Source organism: Dictyobacter formicarum, assembly GCF_016587435.1.
Window position 1 is genome coordinate 33002 of the sequence record NZ_BNJJ01000015.1, and the last position, 20929, is coordinate 53930.

At 53.0% G+C, this 20929-nt stretch carries 15 protein-coding genes and 2 pseudogenes; 12 read left to right on the forward strand and 5 right to left on the reverse strand.

Annotated features, from left to right (window positions below; genetic code table 11):
- Positions 1 to 11: 11 nt before the first annotated feature.
- Both JMI88_RS24420 and JMI88_RS24425 read right to left on the reverse strand, forming a co-directional pair.
- A complete protein-coding gene (locus JMI88_RS24420; RefSeq protein WP_201364589.1) occupies positions 12 to 1574 on the reverse strand; it encodes a HAMP domain-containing sensor histidine kinase in 1563 nt (520 codons plus the stop codon).
- Positions 1575 to 1702: 128 nt separating this feature from the next.
- Positions 1703 to 3097: a multicopper oxidase family protein gene (locus tag JMI88_RS24425; protein WP_201364590.1), complete on the reverse strand. Its 1395-nt coding sequence runs from the start codon at positions 3095 to 3097 to the stop codon at positions 1703 to 1705.
- Between the two features lie 633 nt (positions 3098 to 3730).
- Between JMI88_RS24425 and JMI88_RS24430 the strand changes: the two genes are divergently transcribed.
- On the forward strand, positions 3731 to 4123 hold the full coding sequence (locus JMI88_RS24430; protein ID WP_201364591.1) for a nuclear transport factor 2 family protein: 393 nt from the start codon (positions 3731 to 3733) through the stop codon (positions 4121 to 4123).
- A 647-nt stretch (positions 4124 to 4770) separates the two neighbouring features.
- On the opposite strand, the pseudogene JMI88_RS24440 reads toward JMI88_RS24430, so the two are convergent.
- Positions 4771 to 5107: pseudogene (locus JMI88_RS24440) on the reverse strand (transposase); the annotation flags it as partial.
- 510 nt (positions 5108 to 5617) lie between these two features.
- Between JMI88_RS24440 and JMI88_RS24445 the strand changes: the two are divergent.
- The gene (locus JMI88_RS24445) at positions 5618 to 8002 is read left to right on the forward strand and encodes a hypothetical protein (RefSeq protein ID WP_201364593.1); all 2385 of its coding nucleotides are present in this window, start codon (positions 5618 to 5620) and stop codon (positions 8000 to 8002) included.
- A 637-nt stretch (positions 8003 to 8639) separates the two neighbouring features.
- Here JMI88_RS24445 and JMI88_RS24450 read toward each other — a convergent pair.
- Positions 8640 to 9392 (reverse strand): hypothetical protein, encoded by a 753-nt coding sequence (locus tag JMI88_RS24450; protein WP_201364594.1) that lies wholly within the window; start codon positions 9390 to 9392, stop codon positions 8640 to 8642.
- 492 nt (positions 9393 to 9884) lie between these two features.
- On the opposite strand from JMI88_RS24450, the gene JMI88_RS40195 reads away from it, so the two are divergent.
- From JMI88_RS40195 to asnB, 8 genes and pseudogenes are all read left to right on the forward strand, one after another.
- Positions 9885 to 10007 (forward strand): hypothetical protein, encoded by a 123-nt coding sequence (locus tag JMI88_RS40195; protein ID WP_268906012.1) that lies wholly within the window; start codon positions 9885 to 9887, stop codon positions 10005 to 10007.
- Between the two features lie 158 nt (positions 10008 to 10165).
- Positions 10166 to 10684 carry a DUF302 domain-containing protein gene (locus tag JMI88_RS24455; RefSeq protein ID WP_201364595.1) on the forward strand — a complete coding sequence of 173 codons (519 nt, stop codon included), beginning with the start codon at positions 10166 to 10168 and terminating at the stop codon, positions 10682 to 10684.
- A gap of 69 nt (positions 10685 to 10753) precedes the next feature.
- Positions 10754 to 11074 (forward strand): hypothetical protein, encoded by a 321-nt coding sequence (locus tag JMI88_RS24460; RefSeq protein ID WP_201364768.1) that lies wholly within the window; start codon positions 10754 to 10756, stop codon positions 11072 to 11074.
- Complete coding sequence (locus JMI88_RS40815) at positions 11050 to 11298, forward strand: transposase (protein ID WP_201364596.1); 249 nt, start codon at positions 11050 to 11052, stop codon at positions 11296 to 11298. The genes JMI88_RS24460 and JMI88_RS40815 overlap by 25 nt, the downstream gene beginning before the upstream one ends.
- Positions 11299 to 11674: 376 nt before the next feature.
- Entirely contained in the window at positions 11675 to 12274 is a 600-nt protein-coding gene (locus JMI88_RS24470) for a TetR/AcrR family transcriptional regulator (protein WP_201364597.1), read from the forward strand.
- 235 nt (positions 12275 to 12509) lie between these two features.
- Positions 12510 to 13007, forward strand: a complete 498-nt coding sequence (locus JMI88_RS39555) for an alcohol dehydrogenase catalytic domain-containing protein (RefSeq protein ID WP_236023038.1) — start codon at positions 12510 to 12512, stop codon at positions 13005 to 13007.
- Positions 13008 to 13029: 22 nt separating this feature from the next.
- Positions 13030 to 13512, forward strand: a complete 483-nt coding sequence (locus JMI88_RS39560; RefSeq protein ID WP_236023039.1) for a zinc-binding dehydrogenase — start codon at positions 13030 to 13032, stop codon at positions 13510 to 13512.
- A gap of 222 nt (positions 13513 to 13734) precedes the next feature.
- Positions 13735 to 15150 (forward strand): annotated as a pseudogene (asnB, locus tag JMI88_RS24480) (asparagine synthase (glutamine-hydrolyzing)).
- A gap of 231 nt (positions 15151 to 15381) precedes the next feature.
- Here the strand turns inward: asnB and JMI88_RS24485 are convergent.
- On the reverse strand, positions 15382 to 17169 hold the full coding sequence (locus JMI88_RS24485; RefSeq protein ID WP_201364598.1) for a helix-turn-helix domain-containing protein: 1788 nt from the start codon (positions 17167 to 17169) through the stop codon (positions 15382 to 15384).
- An 828-nt stretch (positions 17170 to 17997) separates the two neighbouring features.
- Here JMI88_RS24485 and JMI88_RS24490 point away from each other — a divergent pair.
- Together JMI88_RS24490 and JMI88_RS24495 are read left to right on the forward strand one after the other, a co-directional pair.
- Positions 17998 to 18843 carry an alpha/beta fold hydrolase gene (locus JMI88_RS24490; RefSeq protein ID WP_373323973.1) on the forward strand — a complete coding sequence of 282 codons (846 nt, stop codon included), beginning with the start codon at positions 17998 to 18000 and terminating at the stop codon, positions 18841 to 18843.
- 443 nt (positions 18844 to 19286) lie between these two features.
- Positions 19287 to 20807 (forward strand): linalool dehydratase/isomerase domain-containing protein, encoded by a 1521-nt coding sequence (locus JMI88_RS24495; RefSeq protein ID WP_201364600.1) that lies wholly within the window; start codon positions 19287 to 19289, stop codon positions 20805 to 20807.
- Positions 20808 to 20929 lie beyond the last annotated feature (122 nt).

A 20929-nucleotide genomic window follows, 5' to 3' on the forward strand; every position in this document is an offset into this window, starting at 1 on the left:
CGTATTGCTCCTCAATGTACCAGTGCTTGACTGTTTCTGCATCGCGCCGTGATGCGTGTGCCCTTTCCCACCTCGCTGTGGATGGTAAGCGTCCCGCCCAGAGCCTCCATCCGCTCTTTCATGGAGTCAAGGCCGATCCCCCAACGTTCTCTCTTTGTCGGGTCGAAGCCGCATCCGTTATCCACCAGTGAAAGCATCACCTGTTTCTGTTCGTCCTCCAGGCGTATCTGAACAGTGCTGGCCTGGCTGTGGCGGGCAACGTTGGCAAGGGCTTCTTGCGCCACACGCCACAACGTCTCCTCAAGAGTCTGAGAACGCACACCGGTCTCTGCTATCTGTACCTCAGTCCGAATAGCGTTCTGACGACTCCACATTTCCAGATAGTCCTGAAGAGCAACGCCAAGCCCCTTGTCCCTGAGCAGAGAGGGACGCAGTTCCTGGATCAGCGTCGTGAGGTCCTGCTGGGCCTGGTATGCCAGCATATCTATCTCTTTGAGGTACTGGTGAACCTGCTCATGCCTGTGCTCAGGCAACGAGAGCGCTGCTCCAATTTGCATGGACACCGCAAACAGGTGTTGCTTCACGCTATCGTGCAAGTCTCGTGCGATCCGCGCGCGCTCCTCCAGGCGTGCAGTGTGTTGGGTCAGAGCCTGCCCTTGTGCGATGCTTTCGACCAGGCGCTCGGCCATCCAATTAAACTGCGACTCCAACTGCCCAACCTCATCATTACTCGTGAGAGCGACTCGCTGGCTATACTCTCCATCGGCGAAGCGCGTGGTTGCCACCACTAGATGACGCAGACGCTGTATCAGTTGACGGGTTGTCATCATGCCAAAGAAGAGACCAATCGGGACCGTGATCACGAGCAACCCGAGACCACTGGTGAACCACCCGCCAAGAAAACGAAGGAGAAAATGCCCAACCGCGATGTCTGGGGGAAACTGGACATAGATGGCCCCGATTGGCCGCCTGTCCCTGCTCCAGACGGTCGTAGCGGCAGACCGCACGCGCCCTTGTGAAGTCACCTCGACCATCGTCCCTGATCTGCCCGCCAGTGCGTCAGCACTGAGCCTGGACTGCGACGATGGCAAATGGGTAAGCGGGGTTGCAACTGGGATATGCGCTGGATACGAACTGGCAAGTACACGACCTGTTGGCCCAATCAGCAGCGCAAACTTGACCTGCTGAGGATCAGAGGAGGCCGTCTCAATAGAAGGGACACGATCCTTCCAGAGATCCGATGCTTGCTCCTGGTCCCCAATCAGAGAAGCAGGTTGACCAGGCAGAAACGTGCTGTGAGGATTGAGTTGCACACCTCCCCCTTGAATAGATGCTGCCATGGCATAGAACTGAGCCATTCGTCTGGCCTTTGAAAGATTTTCCTGATCATCGAAGGGACCATAGACCCGTAGCCAGAAAACGACGAGTCCAGCCAGCAGTTCCAGCAGGAGTACTGCCGAGACGGATATCATGATATATGACAGGGTCATGCGCAGAGATAATCCTGACCATTTCCCCGGTGTCCGTTTGCCTTTCTCGTCGTGTTGCTCGACTCGCGGGTCTTTGTTCTTCATGCGTTCTCCTCTATCTTTGATTGGCTCACGGTCTTTTCTTCAGCATAGTATACAATCTGTGGATGAGGATTGAGAGATCTGAGAAGCTTCCCTTTGAAAGGGAGCCTGTAAGCAGGTACTTTCCATCGCTACTCAGGTATATTCCCCGAATCGCTCCCCATAGAGAACGGAGTAGAAATGTTAGGATAGGCAATCATCATACTCATCCCGTGTGCGGCGTGATTGAGATTATGGCAATGATCCATCCACAGGCCAGGATTATCCGCACGGAAGGCCACCTCATAGGACTCATGAGGTTGAACCAGGATGGTATCGAGGTGGACTGGACTGCCCGTCAGGGGATGCCCATTGCGCGACAAAACGGTGAAGGTATGCCCATGAATATGGATCGGATGGGGATCGCCGCTCTCATCCACGATGCGAATTTTGATGAGCTGACCAGGGCTGACGGTAATCGGCGGGATATGTGGCATGGTCTGACCGTTGATGGTGTAGGTCATAAAAAATTGCCCGTTAAAAAAGCCTAGCTGCCGTCCCAGCACCATCTGTGTCTGCTGATCAAAGTGAGATTGCGGCGTGATCTCATCAACGCGTGGTTCCCCATAGCGCGAGAAGTCGAACCAGTTCAACGGCAGTGATGCAGGCAACGCAGGTGAACTCGCACCGTCTGGCCCAATCAACGCCGCTGGAGCTTGCAACACTTCTCCCTGTTCATCCGTGACCACCAGACGGACCATCCCGTCTTTTGGCATCTGAAAGCGCACATCGAAGCGCTGCCCTCCACCAATCGGCAGGAGGATCTTCTGCAACGGTTGCGGCTTGTTAAGATCATGTCCGTCCAGAGCGCTCACGGTAAAGGGGACCCCCACGAGTGTGATCCCTAGGGGATGATTCCTCGTATTGAGCAGGCGCAGGCGCACCCACTCCCCAGCTTGAGCGGAGACACGAGAGACCTGTTGAGTGGTATTGATCGTGATCCCGCCACCCAGGCTTTCCCAATCATGCAAGATGATCTGGGCATCAACATCATCACGTTCTGTCGGTTGGGCTGGATCGACGATCAACATTCCAAAGAGGCCGCGTGCAACCTGCTCATCACTTTGCTCATGGGAATGGTACCAGTAGGTACCAGGATCGGTGGCAAGAAAACGATAGGTATAAGATTGGCCCGGCTTGACGGCGTTCTGGGTAATGCCTGCAACTCCGTCGGCGACGTTGGGCACCCTCACGCCATGCCAGTGGATAGTTACTCCTTCCGGCAAGGTATTCACGAGTTTGACCACCACCAGATCTCCCTGCCGCACCCGCAAGGTTGGTCCCGGTGCCGTCCCATTATAGGTCCAGGCATCTACTGTTTTCCCCGCGCCAATATTCAGTTTGACCACCCTGGTCGTTAACGTGAACTGTTTGACAGATGGCGCGGTTTGTGGAGCCTGTAAGCTGGTCACGGGCGTACTCTGTCCACAGGACGTAGAAGTGTCGGTATGATCCATTGGCATCGTCATCGTGCATGCACTGCCCATATTCATGCTCCCAGGGAGCCGAGAACTCCAGAGTCCCCATCCAATGAAGCTTCCCGCAACAAGCAGAAGACCAAGTAGCGTCAGCAGAGATACTCTGACCCACCTTTTGATCCTGGGGACTTTTATCCTTCTCTTTTCATTTGATTTTGTCATATTTTCCTCTTGCATCGAATGTGTATTCCTTTTTGTCTCTTTCAGAGAGAAGAAGTACTGTCCATGCAAGCATACCTGGGCAGAAACAGGTTGAGATCCATCCAGAGATGTAGCTCTTTGAGACCGGAGTTGCATTTGTGAATGTGAAAAATAAATGATCACTTTTTTTTTCTGGGAGATCTGGGAAGAATTGCGGAGGTGGAGGTGTAGAGCGGGGGGAAGAGAAAAGGGAGGGAAAGCGCATGGGGAGGGGATGGAGCCTGGGTGATGCTGGAGAAGGAGCGCTCAAAAAGCGAGAAAAGAACCATCTCGAACGGCAGTAATCCGCGAGGACCAGATTAGGACGCCCCCGGACCGATTTCGGCCCGTGAAGCAAAACGATTTACACATTTCCGTTTTTCCTTTCCTCTGTGAGAATGCTGCTTTAGTACCTTTTAGAAAGCATTTGTTCAAAAAAAGAATTCATTTGGAGGAAAAACGATGAACATGCAAGACTCGACAGCCGTTACCATAGCATGCGCCCATATCAACGCTTGGAGTCATCAGGATTGGGAGAAGACAAGAGAGCTCGTCGCCCCAAATGTACACGTTGTGGCAACATCTACGCAGTCCATGCTACCTGGCGGAGAAGCTTCAGGCATCGACAATTACATGGAACGCTTGATAAAAACTGTGCAACTCATCGAACCCGGAAGCGTTCAGGTGATCTCAGCAATTGGTGATGAAAGGAACGCACTCGTTCTGGAAACTCTGAGGATCGGTCTGGGTCCAGGTGGGACGATGGTGACCCTAGCGAGAGCTAGTCTCTACTTGCTCGATGAGAACAAGAAAATCATAGAAGAACGGGATGAATTCTGCGTTCTTTCACACTAGCGCAAATAGGGGCTAACAGGACTTTCTGCTTCAAGACCACGCAGATGAAAGATCCGTTCCCCAAAGATGGTGGAATGTCTTTCCGCATCGTTCATTTCCTTTCTCGTTCGTTATCCGTCAACCACATCCCAGTCTGTTCTTCTTGTGGTTGACCAACGTTTCTCTGTCAGAGGCATCTGCTGCTTGCGTCGGGTGTGCGGTTTGAACCGGAGGACGCCCTTGACAGGGGAGAGCGAACGCATTCTTCCACAGTCAGGACATTCCACCAGATTGATGCCACTGTCAGTAAATCGTTTGAGATCAATGGGAACCAGTTTTCCAGAAAACGTGCAGTTGGAGGATGTGTTTGTGTATTCCTGTTCTTTCGCTGTTTCGTGCAGTTGGGGCGTTTCGGCTTGTTCGCTTTCTGGTTTGACACAAATGAGCATCGCCGCATGCACACGGCTAGCCACCGTCGTTCCGTCAGGAGTAACGACGCACAGATCCATCGTATGCTCATCGACCTGGGTGAGCAGAGCCGGTGCTGGAATGGAGAGCACAAAGGACTCGGAAGACTCGCGTGGCCGTGCTACTGATTTGGCTCCTTCGCGCATTGCCATCAGGTCCGGGTCCATCTTCAAGTGCTGCACGGCTGTGCGTACCTGCTTGACTGGATACTCCTGAGCGTGTTCGGCGATAAAGTGAAACTTCATGGCTGGTGCTGCGAGAAGACAATGATGGCTTTTTTTAAATGTCACGCTCCTGTTTGACCACTTCCAGCTCGCGTTTGAGACGACGGAGTTCTTCTTCCTGAGCGGTTTGATGGCCACTGCCTGGAAAGGCCTGCTCTCCGTGCTGAGCGAATTGCTTGCGCCAGTTATGAATCGTGCTATCACTGATTCCAAGATCACGAGCAATCTCGGTGATCGGTTTCCCCGAAGTATTGGCCAGTCGGACGGCCTCCACCTTAAATTCTTTTGAGAACGTTCTTTGCTCTTTCGGCATGGTTCTTCTCCTGCTGAATTATTCCTAGTATAATCCATGTTTCCCGACTGGACAGACCGGGGCAAGCTCATCTCTCACATATCTTGGCGAATGAGTTACGTGTTATGATGAAAAAGAGACATGGAAAAAGGGAAAAGAGCTATTTACAATGCTACGTCGGGTTATATGAGAAAGTCGATTTGCTAAAATCGCTTGGGAACGTGGCAAATTATATGGGAAACGGCTCTTTTTAAGGCTCTTACACAATTTAGGTAAATGATGAGCTTATTTTTGAAAGCTCATCGCGTTTTTGAGCACAAAGAATTGCTTCTCACCGTTCTATTGATGTGCTTCTCACCTGAATTGTGTAAGAGCCTTTTAAACTGATAAATGACATCTCCTGGAGTTCTTCATCAAAGCTGATTTGAGGAGAAGAAAGGGAAATGTAGCAAGTAGTGCGTCGCTAAAACTGATTTTATTTGCTTCTGAGCATCATAGGATGCTTACCCCAAACAGAAGGAGACAGGAAATATGGACCGACGTTCAACTCAGGGCAAAGGCCCCAATACTCAGCAGGAAGAGCATCCGGCTGCTGCTCTTAAAAGGCTCCTCAAGACATTGATACAAGAAATGGAAGCTACAAAGTTCCTGGTCGGAGAAGGGCTCGATGACCTGGCAAGAGAAATCATTCAAATGATTGATACGCAAAAGTCTAGCGGAAATGCTCTGAAAGGTTATTTTCGCGAATTTCTCTACGGCTATAGCTGCTTTCTGGAAAAAAAGGCGGTCCAATTTGGTCTCATAGGGCCTGATCTAACAGTAGAGGCAAAAGCAGGAGCAGGAGGTGATATTACGCTCTTCGATGTGCCTGATTACGACAGCATTTCCCTCATCACGCCTCCAGAAAATGCTTCTATAGAAGATCTCTTCGACATAGTAGAGAAAAATATGCAAAAAATACTGAGCTTCTATAGACCTCTGCGCACGATCCAGAGCAAGTACATTATTAGCGAGTATTCCACAAAGATAGCAGACCATATCGCCAAGGCAGCTGAACAACTCTCTGGAGTAACAGGTGAGATGCCTTATCTCAATTCACTGCGGGTTATCAGTCTTGTCATCGAACCTCCAAAGGCTGCCCAGAGTTTCCTGTTCACGCTCTCCTATCTACATGAGCAGATCATGCAAGCACTTAATAGCCAGAGTTTCGATCTGGACCTTTGGGATTATGTCGATCTCATCGAAATCGTTGCGGATCTGGGAACATCCCCATTAGAAGGCATGCATGCTGACGTCGCTCTCTTCTTTCAAGAAAACAACTGGAATGCAGAGCAGGGCTCACTTGTCGTCACCTGTACCATTACTCCTCATCCCCAGAACAAAACACTGACGATAGGACCCCTGACACGATCTCAGAAGCAGTACAAAGATTTTCCCGGGGTCTTTCTCTTCGAGCAAACCCCTTTAGAAACCCTTCTCATTCAGTATTCTCTGACATTACCATCTGGCTCGCAGGAAAAGCAACCTGCTCAATCGTCAAAGGCATCGACAACATCGCAAACAGGAGATACAGTATCGGTACGAATGACCTCAAAAGAAGTAGTGCTCATCACAGAGATAAAACAGGGCAAAGGAAAAGCAAAAGATTTAATTCTCAAACACTGTGAGATTGTCCTCCCACCCATTTTCGCTGCTCTAGAATTGACAGAACAGCAGTGTACTTCCTTTATCGGGTTGTTCAAAGATTCAGATTCCGGAACGAAAGCACTTGCCACTGCGCAGAGCATCATTGGGCAGGTGAGCCAGGGCATAAACGGCATCGAGGATCAGGTTGTACGACTCAAAAAAGATCAGAAAGGATTGTTCAATCTACTTAAAAGGGAGCAAAAAGGAGAGCAAAAACCTCAAAAAACCTCTTCATCCCTACCCTCACCTGAAGAACGGCTCACTGACCTTTGTAAGGAGTATCCCTATCAAGGAAAACTTTTACAGAAGACATACAATATACTCGTATCACCTCAATTAGCTGTCAGTCCGAATATCCAGCACCAGGTAATCACGAACCTGAGTCTCATTGCCAAGCACCCCTATGGGAAGCCAGCCTGTGAGTTGATTATATCAACCGGAATGAAGAGAGCCCGCAACTCCATAGAAGTTCTCAGACAACTCACAGCCGGTAATGATTGTACCACTGTCCTTGGTCCATTAAACTTTGCCGCTCTTTTATTGAAGCGCCAGAGGAAGAACCCTGATCCCCGCTACCAGGATTGTATCCTGGCCTTTGAGTATGATGAGAACACACCTGGCATGTGGCAAATCACGCGCGATCACTTCGATATGGATGTTGGCTGGATCCATAAAAGCTCTCCTCTCACGGTCCTTGCGCTTTATCAGGTCAAACTTATTGATAACCTTAGCTCGGCAGTGAGCAATGCAGAATATGCCATCACTCAGCAACTCCAATTTCCCGGCAAGGTGGAAAAAGGACTTGCCATCTACTGCCCAGGTAATATACCCGACGACCTGTTCTGGTGGGTGTACGATGCTGCCAAAGAGTTTACTGCATGTATGTCTCCAGCGAAAACGCAAGGGATCACGATTGAACTCTTCTTTGAAGATGTAGACAATCCATGCGTTGCTTTCAATGCCACCGAGTTCTGGCTGCTGGGAAGAGCAATCTCCTGTTTCGAAAAGGCTCTTCCTCAACTACTCCTCGACGCGGATAGCACGCTCATCGAGGAAATCATACTACGCTTGCAGAGATATTCCCTTGAGCGTCCGATAAAGACCCTGGCTCAAGAAATTTTAGCCCTGGTTCAGCAAAGTAAGCTGCCTGCGCAGGGCTCAAAAAAGCTCTCTGAGGCCGTTAGCTATCTCCAACAGATTGCAGAGATAAGCAAAGAAAAGAAGATGTAATAAATATTGACATGAAGCTGTTGATTTTTTAGTAATTGGCCTGTCAGTGCGATCCTGACGTTATCACGACTCGTTTTTGAGAGTCTTTAACGTAAACGTAGTATGCAAGGTACCTCACCTGGTGTTCTGACATAATGTTCATGATATGGCTTCGTTCCCTGCCTGAAACGAATAGAGAGTAAAGGCATTTATTCATATGGACGTTGTAGGCGTTCTTTACATTCTGTACAAGTCGAGATAACTGACGGATCGCACTGCCAGGCCAATTAGCCTTCGTATAAGCCTATGCATTCGCGGATCGAGCATTTTGATGTCTCCTTGCTGGTGCTACAAATGTTTTTCGGTAAAAAAGCAGTGAGAGTGTTGGTCACTCTCACTGCTGCGGTAATGGCCCGATTGTTTTTTTTCTGCTGAGGTGTTGGGAAATTTAACGGGGATGCTCATTTACCTGGGTAAATGAATATGCGATCCCCCGCCCTCAAGGGGCAACCGAGTGGTTTGAAAACAAGGTCGTTTGCTATCCCTATGGTAAGTTGTTCCATTGAGACCCAGCGCTACATAAGCTTACGTAGCGCTGGGCCGTATTCGCTGTGGGATGTTGGTGACGTGACAGAAACCGCACAAGGCCGGGGCAAAGCTATTGAGGATTGCCAGGGCGTGAGGAACCTGCTTTGGCTCGTTCGCCAAATACCGGAGCAGTTGTAAAGAGCGACACAGCGGTCGCAAAGGCCACAACTTTGGAGAGCATGTTCAGGGCAATCGGGATGGGCGTGGATGGATAGGCGAAGCCAAACAAAGCCCAGACTGTGAAGAGCAAGAACATACCGGCCAGCAGGAAGAAGGTGTATCTCGTCAGCTTCATGGCAGGAGAAAACGAGAGCAGGGCGAAACTCAAGATCTCCACCAGAAAGAGCGGCAAAAAGTAGAGCAAGGTGTACAGGACAGGTGGGGCGGGCGGGTAGGTTTGCCACATGACGAGAAGATCGAAAGGAAGCTCAAAGATCATCGGTGCGGCTATGGTGCCAACAATAGCGCTGCCGATGGCTATCTTGAGCCCGCTCTGGCGCGCCAGGTACAGGATGACGAAAAAGGCAATCACTGCCGAAGTGAAGGTGACGGGGGTGATGGGGTTTGTGATCCTGAATTGGATCGTCTGCTGATGTTGGGCTAGCGCGTAGGCGGTTACAGCTATCCTTAATGCTATCACAGCTAAGAACCAGCATCCAATAAGTAAGGCCCCCAGAAACTTTCCAGGTCCTTTCACAGCTATTACATGGCGAAAACGAAATCCGAAGTACGTCAAGACGCATGTGACAAGCAGCAGCAAGCCCGCTAGGATGTAGGAACTGCTCCCCACGTAGGGACTCCACGCAACATAATGAGTCATCATGACCTCCCAGTTGAGTTTGCGAGAAGAAGTTCAAACTCTTCTCTGTGCAGTCTTTGCCTTTGGATATTGCTATATGTTATATCTACTATAACATATAGCAATGATGGTCTGCAAGAGGCAAGTCACATCCGCCCCTTCCTAAAAGCGAACTGGACTGAGCACTAAGTACAATCAACTAACTTTTTCGAAGAGTTGCATACTGCCGGGAGAAGGAGTGGGCTTGGTCCACTTTTATGGAGGACAGAAAGGCGAAGAGCCGTCAGACTCCCCTGCGACGCGCAGCCAGACCAGAGGTTTGCCCAGGTACATTCATATCAGTGCTCATGTTTAAGGGCATGCGATCAAGATAGGTGTCACCAACCCAACGCTTGCAACTATTTCTTCTGACGACGAATATTCGTGCGCCGCATGATGCGTGGCATTGCAGAGGCATTCCGGTGTAGGCTCTTCAAAACATTGGGCTGGCTATTTGTGGAAGATTCGGGAGCACGGATGACTTCCCGACTGGGCATTGTGACTTCCTGGATGACCATTGTTCGTCGAGGCATGGACCTGCCAACGACACAAGCAGAGGCTGTTGCTTGTCTTAGTATCGATGATTTTACATCAATGTAGTGCTGTGTTTGCATCTCAGCACTATATATTAAGAGCGGATTCGCATAACCTAGAAAGATGATCGATGAGAGACGCTGAGAGAGGAGCAATCTTGTTTCCCCTTTTCAGCACAACCCGCTCTCTTCCATCTTCCTGTTTCAAAAGAAAGGGCAAAACGTATGTCCCTCTCAGAACAGCAAGTCCTTGTTGAGCACGTGGTCGTCGAGACAACACAATCATACGAGCGTGTCATCGAAGCATTTGAGGACCAGATCGGGCGCAAGGGACATGAGGCGTATCAGCGCGTCTTCACCTCCAGCCGTACATCGGAAGAGTTCGCACAAGGCATCGAGCAGCTCCTGGGAGCAAGTGGCTTCATGGAGTTTTTTGCTCTTGATCATGGCGCGTGGTTTTCTCGTCTCGTTCATCCTCTCAAGGCAAAACTCTATATTATTGGCAATCCCTTGATTGCCCAGCACTTCGAGAAGTACTCAGCTGAGGCGGGACTCTATGTCCCGATTCGGGTGCAGGTGTATGAAAATGCCCGGGGAAATACCTGCCTCAGTTATGATCGGCCATCCTCTTTGCTGCGAGTATGTGCAGTGACGGAGGAAGAGTTTGTACAGACTGCAGCGGATCTGGATCAAAAAGTTGCGCACCTCGTCCAGAAAGCTGCCTCTCAGATCGGGTCGCCGTGAGGCTGCCCGATCCGTTTGTCCCTGACCGTCCGAAAGTTCTTTTGTCAGCACCCTGATTGTGCTCAAAAAGTGTTTACAGAACGGCTTCCTGACTTCATTGCAGCCTCCTCTCGCCTCATGTTGCGATTACGCAACGCGGTGCAGGAGATTGGCTATGCCACTTGTAGAAAGGGCGGCGAACGCCTCTCCAACAAACTCGGCGTGCCAGTGTCGGATGCGACCTTGCTTTGGTCCTTGTATCTGGTTCCGTTGCCAGCGATTGGTCACATCGAAGCGTTAGGCATTGGCGATTGGAGTTATCGGCGTAGAAAACGCTGGGGGAGAGTATCCTGGTCGATCTACAGACGCACAAAATCATTGACCTGTTGCCCGAATGCAGCGTCGAATTAGTGGTAGCTTGGCTCGAAACGCATCCCGAAATCGAGATTGTCAGCTGGGATCGAGGCAGCACGTATGTTGATGGGGCAACCAAAGGCGCTCCTCTCGCGACGCAGGTCTGTGACCGCTGGCACCTCCTAAAAAATCTGGGAGAGGCTGTTGAAAGCCTTCCTCATTCGAGCCCATGTCCGCCTTTCAGACCCAGCAAGCCCACATCCACGGTCAGAGCATCGTGAAACAACCAGAGTGGCATCCACCGAGGGGGAGGTTGAGTTGTTTGATGGCGGCTGGTTGCCATTAGATGAAGAAGTACCTCAAACCCGTATCATTACAACCGTCATTTGTCCAAGAATAACACGACCCTCTCTTGACATCTCTGTTCCCCGTTTATATGATGATTATCATATACGCTTGATGTGAGTGAGAAATACAGGGGTCAGCGAAAGCCAGAGCGGAACGTTCCACGATATCTTCTTTTCAAGAGTTTTTTAACTCACACCAAGCGTCTCTATCATGAAAAGAACCGTTGGAAAATGCTTCTATAAAGGGAGAAGACATGCTCAGGCAAAATCGAGACGCAGATGCGTCAAAAATATGTGAAAGAGGAAGAAAATGAAGCGCTCTCGGCAAGAAACACAGCAAACGTATCAACGAATCGTCCAGAACGCAGCGCAGCAGATCCGTGTTCAGGGTGTCAATGGCGTTGGCATCGTGGATCTCATGGGGCAAGTTGGCCTGACACATGGAGGATTTTATGCCCATTTCCGGAGCAAAGATGCCCTGCTCGCGGAAATTTGCCACGCAGGGATAGCTGAGACGCTCGAGAAGCTCACTCAGGCGGTTGACCATGCGCCAGCAGGAACAGAACTCTCAGCTCTGGTTAATACGTATCTGAGCGTTGCGCACCGTGATCATCCTGCGACTGGCTGTGTCATGCCGACTTTGGCGGCAGACGTTGCTCGTCGTCCAGAAGAGGTACGAACCGCATTTACGGAAGGATACGAAAAGCTCCTTCAGTTTGTTGCTTCCGTTATGCCAGAAGATACCGACGAGAAGCGGTATGATGCAGCCATAGCTCTGCTCGCAGAGATGGTTGGTGCAGTGCTGCTGTCCCGTACGGTCAATGACCCGGCGTTGAGCGAACGCATTCTGCGGGTCAATCGAGATTTTTCTCTCCAGACCTTTACCAAAACCTCTCCAGAGAACGAGTAGCATCGTTCTCTGAAGAGGTTTCGTTTCCTCCTCTTCTCTTGACATACTGATCAGTATCGCGTATCCTTTTTTACATGATGGTTATCATGTAAATTTAGATAAACAATGAACGATCAATGGCATTGCCCAGGAAGCGGCCTGTTGGCTTCTGATACCGCTCGTTGTCTCGATGGTGAGGTGCTCATCCTCGAGAGAGGCCTGCTGACAGAAGGGCGCCACAAAGGAGAAGAAACAAATGAAGGCGATTCAATTCACGCACTATGGTGAGCCTGCGCAGGTGCTGACGGTTCAGGATCTGCCCCTGCCAGAACCCGGAGAGGGGGAAGTGCGTGTTCGTATCCTGGCCAGTCCCATCAATCCCTCAGACCTGCTGTTTGTGCGAGGCCACTATGCCGGGGTGCAACCACATTTCCCATCATCTGTCGGATTTGAAGGGGTTGGCATTGGCGATGCTCTCGGGCCACAGGTGCACGGCCTTGTCCCTGGACAGCGCATCGTGGTCATCAATGGGACGGGTGGCAACTGGGCTGAATATGTCGTGGCGCCAGCTTTCTCTCTGCTTCCAGTCCCTGACGATCTTCCCGATGTACAGGCAGCCACCTCTATTATCAACCCGGCCTCTGCCATTCTGATGCTTCGCCACGTCCTGGCTATCCCCAGGGGGCGAATGGCTGCTCCAATCAGCAGCCGGCTCCGAACTGGGACGGATGATCATCAGGCTGGCCAAGCATGATGGCATCCGCACGATCAATGTCGTGCGCCGGCGGGAAGCGGTGGCTGAGCTGGAACAACTGGGGGGCGATGCCGTGATCGTGTCCACCGAGGGACCGATTGACGAGCAGGTGCGCAAAATCGTCGGCCCACAGGGGGTCAAGTATGCCATCGATCCAGTGGGCGGAGAAACCGGAACCCAGATCTATCAGGCGCTGGGTGTAGAGGGCAGAATGCTGGTGTATGGTTCCCTTACCGGTGAGCCGATCCATGTCGGAGCCGATCCCCGCTTCATCCTGGCAGGCCGGCGCATCCTGGAAGTGTTCTGGCTCGGCTACTGGTTTCCCCGGCTGGATGGAGCTACACGACGTCAATTGGCGCAGGAGAGAGTCTCGCTGCAGCGCGCAGGGATTCTCGCAACCTCCGCGGCCCAACGCTTTCCTCTCGACAAGATTAGCGCGGCGGTCATCCAGGCAGAAGCCACAGGCCGGCAGGGAAAAGTGCTCCTCGTCCCTGAGAAGTCCTAGATCCTCAGAATGCACTGACGCCCTCATCTCAAAAGTTGTCAATTGACTTCGCCTGAAAATCGGTTGAAGTTTCAGCTTAGGGACGCAAGAATAATGAATTATCCCGGATAGCTGGGGATCTTTCACCCAGGATGAGAGAGTTCACCCCCTTTATTTCACCTCCGGGATGATTTTCGTTTTCGTACGTCCCTTATTTACCATGTGGAAAGCGAGTTTTTTGCTATGTGTGGTATCACTGGATGGATCGATTGGGAACAGGATCTCTCGGCGCAGCAAGCAGTGCTGGAGGAGATGGCCTGTACATTAAAAGAGCGTGGACCGGACCGCGAGGGCTACTGGCTCTCTCCCCGAGCCGCGCTGGCACACCGCCGCCTGATCGTGATTGATCCCATTGGCGGCAAACAACCCATGCTCTTTACTCAGGGTGAGCAGACCTATGCCCTGACCTATAACGGCGAGATCTATAACTTCCGCGAGCTGCGCGAGGAGCTACGTACACGCGATCATGTCTTTCGTACGCATTCCGATACCGAGGTGCTGCTGCATGCCTATGTTGAGTGGGGCGAAGATTGCGTCAACCACTTTAATGGCATCTTCGCCTTCGCCATCTGGGACGAGGCGCGTCAGCGACTCTTCATCGCCCGCGACCACCTGGGGGTCAAGCCACTCTTCTATGCCCAGGTAGGCAGCGCCATCGTCTTTGGCTCAGAGATCAAAGCCCTGCTGGCACATCCACGGATCGAGCCTATCCTGGATGACGAGGGCATGAAAGCCATCTTTGTCTCGATTTTTCTGTCTGGTGGTGGCATCTTCCGCGATATTCAGGAGCTACGCCCAGGCCACTGCGCAACTTTCACTCGTGAGCGCACGCATGTTCGCCAGTACTGGCAGCTCGTGAGCAGGCCTCATACCGATGATCTGGAGACGACTGCCGAGTATATCCGCTCGCTCCTGATAGATACCGTGAAGCGCCAGCTCATCGCCGATGTACCCGTGGTGACGCTCCTCTCCGGCGGGCTGGACTCCAGTGGCGTGACCTCGCTGGCGGCGCGCGAGTTCCAGCGAGAAAACCAGGTACTCAACACCTATGCTATCAATTACGTCAATAGCGAGGAGCATTTTGAGGGAAGTGCCTTGCCTGGAGGGCGAGTCTCCGCGTGACGCCCGCATCCGCGAGATCTTTTACCTGAATATGACGCGCTTCCTTACCCTGCTGCTGGACCGCAAGGACCGCATGAGTATGGGACTGGCCTGGAGGTACGCGTCCCCTTCTGCGACCATCGCCTGGTGCAATATGTCTGGAATATCCCATGGGAGATGAAGACCGTCGACAATATCGAGAAGGGCATCCTGCGCCGCGCCTTTAGCGGATTGCTCCCCGAGGAGGTGCGTATGCGCCGTAAGAGCGCATATCCAACCTCGTACGATCCAGCCTATATCCAGGCTGTGCGCCGCTCGACGCTGGAGATTCTCAATAATGCCAACGCGCCAGTCAACGCCTTTGTCAATGTAGACTTTATCCGCCAGCTCGCTGAGCATCCCGATGAGCAGGCGCGGGGAGAAAGCGCCTACTTCCTCTTCGACTACCTGATCCAGACCAATGCCTGGCTGCAGGAGTATCATGTCGTGACGTCATAAAGAAAAAGGAGGCGACCTCAAATGGTGGTTTAGCGGGAAAGCTCATCAAGGAAAAACATAAGCTGACAATACCCATCATGCGCGCCTTATTAGGTAGTATGGTAGCACAGCCATCTGCACCGGGCCGGGTAGAAAAGTAAAGCAGATATTTTTGATCGTTTGATATTTTTGATCGTTTGATAGCTGATCAAAGCAAGATTTTTGGCAAATGAAGCGAGCACTATTATTCTCCTAAAGTGACCATGAGCCGGAGTCGAGATGCGGAACGGCCTCCGCAAGAGTGGCATCCTGCATCTCGACTCCTTGCAGGGACGCCCCACGAATGGAGAGGTGCGACAGATCCAGACCACGCAAATGCCCACGAAGCTCTCGCAGCAGCGCCAGCAGATTCGCCTGTCCATACCCCTGAGCGGAGTCTTCCCATGCGCGAAGCTCGTCGAGGAGCGCCAGGAGGTGTTCCTCTAGTGCGGAGCGCCTCGGGTAGGAACGGCGCAGACCAGCTAGAATGGGAATCACCAGGAGGCGCTGTTGGCACTGCCACACATCTTTCTGGCAGGGAGCTAGCTCCAACCCATGCTCGACCAGACGTGAGTAGCGGCCCTGCTTGATCTCGTCGGTTACCTCTGCAATGAGCCGGGCCGTCACATATTCCATCACGACCGATTGCAACGTGAAACTCCCCTGGAGCTTCCCCGGCTCTATGAGCGAGCGGCGGCGCAAGCTCTCGATGGCTTCCAGCACCTCTCCGCGGGGTAGGGGGACGTCGAGTACTGCCAGCAGAGCCTTGAGGTTCACCGGCTCACGTAGGATTGCTAGCCACAGGAGCACGCTTTGCTCCAGAGCAGAGAGGCGGGCATACTGTTCATCCAGTAGCGCCCGCACCCCGCCGAAGACCACCTCACCCTGTTTCAGGAACGGGGCGATCTGGCCTGCGAAGAGTTCTACGATGGTCCGAGCGACGATTTTGAGCGCCAGAGGATTGCCCGCATACACGTCGATTAGCCGCGTTTGCTCTGACGTGTCGCCTGCCACTCCCTTTTCGACCAACAACTGGTAGCACGCCTTGGCCTCCAGCCGGGCCAGGTGCAAGGCCCGCACAGCAGATCGGTTGCCTTCCAGCGGCACAAGGTCGCTCGGCTTTTCCCGACTGGTCAGCAGCAGGCAGCTCTGATGCTCGGTTTCTGCGACTCGGCGCAGCACCCGGAAGAATCCCTCATACCCTGCACGTATGCGGCCGCTGTCCTGCCCTTCCTCTAAGAACGACTCCAGGTTGTCATAGACCAACAGGACACGCCTGTTGCGCAAGCATTCCAAAAGGAGGTCCTGGCGTCTTTCGAGGCTCGCAGAGGTGTCGGAGAGCGCCTGGGGAGCAAGGACCTGCAGGCAGTTATCGAGCAGCGCTTCGCAGGTTGGGACATCGCGCAGGGAGCGCCAGATCACTACCTCGAAGTGCTCGGCCCCCTGATGCATCACCTTCGCCGCCAGGGCCGACTTGCCAATACCACCCTGGCCCAGCACACTGACGACTCGACAGCGCTCTTGAAGCATCCACGCAGAGAGCAGATCCAGTTCCCGCTCGCGCCCATAGAAGCTCGCCACATCTGGCGCGTCGCTCCAATCGACGCGTGGTCCGCTCCTGGACGGAGAAGCGAGCACGTGGGCCGTAACACCAATCTCCTCTGCGGGCTGGGATGCTGGGGGAGTCAGTGTGTGGGAGAGCAGCCCATCAAGCCATCTATCGTCCAGGAGAACCTTCTGGCGGGCCGCTTGCCAGAGCGCACGAGCCTCCTCTGCCTCACGCCCGACAGACCACACCTGACGCTCTATGGCCAGGACCACGAAGTGTTTCAGGTGGTCGACACTCGGATAGCTGAGGCCTCCCTCCCAATCGATCACGGCGCGACGGGTGACGCCAAGCATATCAGCTAATTCGATTTGCGTCAGCCCAAGCCTGGTGCGCAAGGTCAGCATGATCTGACCAAAGGCGTAGTCTCGCTCGCGGTACGAGGATCCCTTCATAGCCATTCTCCTTTCGTCTCCTTCTCATGGTAAAGAGCGTGAAGGTTCGACCGATTTTCAGGTGAAACATTGGATTGCCTGGCGCATTTGCTCACGCGTAAAGGGAAAATCTGGTGAAAACGGGTACTCATCGAGAAGAAAGTTTTCCATGATTTCAACTCGTATTTTTTTCGGCAAGGTGTCCTTCCTTCCATAGTCTATTTGCAGAGTGCAAGGGCTTTGTATGTATGGTGCCACTGAAATTACAAGTCTGAGTGGAACGAAACCAGATGTGGGGCAGGGTGAAGAGGAGGCTTTACGCTGATTCCCACCGTTCGCGCCACATTCCTCTGTTTCACCTGAAAATCAGTCGAACCTTCACGCGCTTTACTATGTCTCATAAATGCCGCAATGTGAAGGAATGTGTGGTATGAAAGTGAGGCGATGTCCAGTGACATGCGAGTGCGCTACTTCGTATACTCCAAAACAAGCAAACAGTCTATTGGTGTCCCTGTGCAACGGTCGAGCTGCACAAGGACAAGGGGATGGAAGGAACGCTCTTTGGCTGCAGACACCCTGTGTATTGTCATTTGTCATGGAAGATCTGACCATTGCAGATGATCCAAACAGGCAGGTAGCTCTTCGTATCCTGCGGCCCCAGAACACGCAGCGTTACTTCTATCGCACGTTGTACTCTACCGTCAAAATACGCTTAAGGGCCTATAGACGATAATCCTACCTAGGGCAAGGTCGTTATGAGCAGCTTGTCGGCACATGACCGGAAAAGCAAGGCCTGATGCTCTGGTAGATTGTGTTGCCAGAATGACGAAGACAAAAGGAGAATCATGTATGGCACCCCAAACCTACGAAACTACACCGACCCGCTTCGTTGAAGCGAACGGCATCCGCTATGCCTATCGAAGCATGGGGAAGGAGTCCGGCATCCCGCTAGTGTTCCTGATACACTTCCGGGGCACGTTGGACAACTGGGACCCGGCTGTCGTCAACGGGCTGGCCAAAGATCGACCTGTCATCCTCTTCGACAATGCCGGGGTTGCTCGCTCGGGTGGTCAAACGCCCGACAATGTTGCCCAGATGGCCCGCCACGCCCTGGCGGTTATCCAGGCACTTGGGCTGAGACAGATTGACCTGCTTGGTCTCTCTGTGGGAGGCTTTGTGGCCCAGCAAGTGACGTTAGACCGTCCTGACCTGGTTCGCCGTGTGATCCTGGTAGGAACCGGCCCGCAAGGCGGCGAGGGGTTTAGCCCATTCTCGCCGGAGGTCGAGGCGGTTGCCGAGCGGGAAAAGTCCACGCCGGAGAATATTCTCTTTCTCTTTTTCGCCCCAACGCAAACAAGCCAGGCGGCAGGCCGGGCCTTTTTGGGACGACTCGGGGAGCGCAAGGAGGATCGCGAGCCGCCAAGCACCATCCAGGTCAGGGATGCCCAGCTCGCCGCGATCCATGCATGGGGCAAACCACAAGGTGAGCGCTACGCATATCTGCGGGAGATCAAACAACCTGTTCTCGTTGTGAACGGCAACCATGACATCATGATCCCAACGATCAACTCCTACATCCTTGCACAGCACTTGCCGGACGCTCAACTCATCCTGTACCCGGACTCGGGCCATGGCTCCCTGTTCCAATATCCAGAATTGTTTGTCGAGCATGCCTCTCTGTTTCTTCGCGGCTGAAGTGCTCACGCTCACGGGACAGACCACCCCATGCCGACAAGGCGGCCGGCATGGGGTGGTCCAGGCAGAGCTTGACATGGAGTTGCGCTGTATGCGGGTTCGTAAGCTGTCACAAAGTCGAGCTGTTACTCTTTGAAAACGAGTCTGGGGATGGATCGACGGTGATGTATGATCTGCCGTCTTCACTGATGGCCATAGAACGGAATCCTGCCCTCAGAGATGCAGCTCAGGAACTCGGCTGCAAGTTACAGACTTTGGTGAGCCGCGTGACTGGGGCGGAACTGGACCGGACACCGGAGCAAATGGACCATCAAAACTGAAAAACGCCTCACAGTGGAAGTGTTCACGAAACGCTTCCACTGGAGCGTCATCTCTTCAGTTTTAAGGAGCAAGCGATCTTTCCGCACGACTGGTATGGGGACAAAGAAAAAGGAGGAGGCTTTATGAAAACTGTCAACGAATACCCAATGCTCTCCGAGCGCTCCCGCGGGTGGCTCAAATACCTGCATCGCAAGGTCAACACGCCCGACGACTGGGATCGTGGGAGCTACCCTTCGCAGATGTGGGACGACAAATCCACTCCCCCACTGCTCTGTTTTGCTCGCTTCGACTTGATCGACTCTAGCCTTGGGATGGCCCTGATGGCCCAGACCACGCCGGCGTGGCGCGAGGCGTATGGCTCCATCCTCGACCAGTTGCTGATGCGTTACGGGACCTACTGGGGAGCCATCGACTGGCAGACGCAGATTGGTCACGACCCCGAGCGCGGCAACTATCCCGAGGCCTGGAACCGTCTCTACATCCCAGCTGATTGCCGGGGCAACTACGACGTGCCTGGCTGGACCGCCAACGGCATCGAACCGTGGGGGCTGCAAATGGATCCCATTGGGGCTGATGGCAACCTTTTCTACAAAGGTTTTTTCAATCTGCTCCTGGGATTGTACCGCTACGTGAGCGGGGAGAACAAATGGAGCCGACCTTTCAATATCATTTGTGATGGAGCAAACACCTTTACCTACACCCACAGCAGCATTAACCACCTTCTCACACGGCAGTGGGCCGCTCGTCGTGAGGGATGCCACTGCGAGAACACCAAGATTTGGCCCTATTGCATAGTCCCCGCGGGCCTTGGTCTGAGGCTGCACGATCAGCTCTACCAGACGCAGACCCACTGGGTCTTCGACCGTTGGTGGAAGTATGCCAAGGAGCACTATGTGCGGCTCCCCGATGCCGGACCGCCTGAGTGGGTTGCCTGGTATTATGACCCGATCATTGACTACCTGTGCCAGGGCGGTTTCCAGGCTGCAGCCTCTCTGGTGTTCTACCTCTCGCCGCAGAGCTACGATGACGCCCAGCGCCTTTACGAGTGGTCTATTCCCTCCTTGTTCCCAAATCCCCTTGACCCACAAAAACTCAGTGCGTATCTCGCAGATCCTCGCAGATTTGCCCTGGGCCTCCTGGACGCAAGCGAAATGGGGGACAGTGCCCGCTATCAGGCACTGTACGCCCTGGCCGAGCAGATCTGTGAGCCGACGTGGGACCGAAAGCGTGGCGAGTTCTATTACCGTTTTGGCCTCTCCGAGCCATATCCGCGTGGGCAGGCCAATGCCGTCATCATGGCGGCCGAGGCGGGTGGCAAGCAGGCGTGGTGGCGGATTTTTAACGAGCCGAACCTGCGCAAGTTCGACCAACCGACCGTCTCGGGTGTTGATTTCCCGCGACTGGGGATCTCCCAGGCGATCTACAATGAGGAAAAAGAGGTTCTGGCGGTGTCAACCTATGCACCAGATCCCTGGCTGGCTGGCACCGCAACGACCTTCACGGTGGAGCACCTCCGCGAGCCAGCACAGGCTCGTGTGCTGCGTGATGGCAGTGTCTACAAGGAATGGCGGATCAGCGGCGAGACGAGCATAGAGCTCAAGGCGGAGGTGCAAGACCACGCGTATCTCGTTATGGGCGCGTGAGGGACAGGAGTACCAAATTATTACATTGACATATTTGTCGACCGGAACGAGAGAACGAGGAACAATTCTAGATCTGCGTCAAAACGTATGCGTGATTGCGCAAGGTGCATACGCATCAAGAT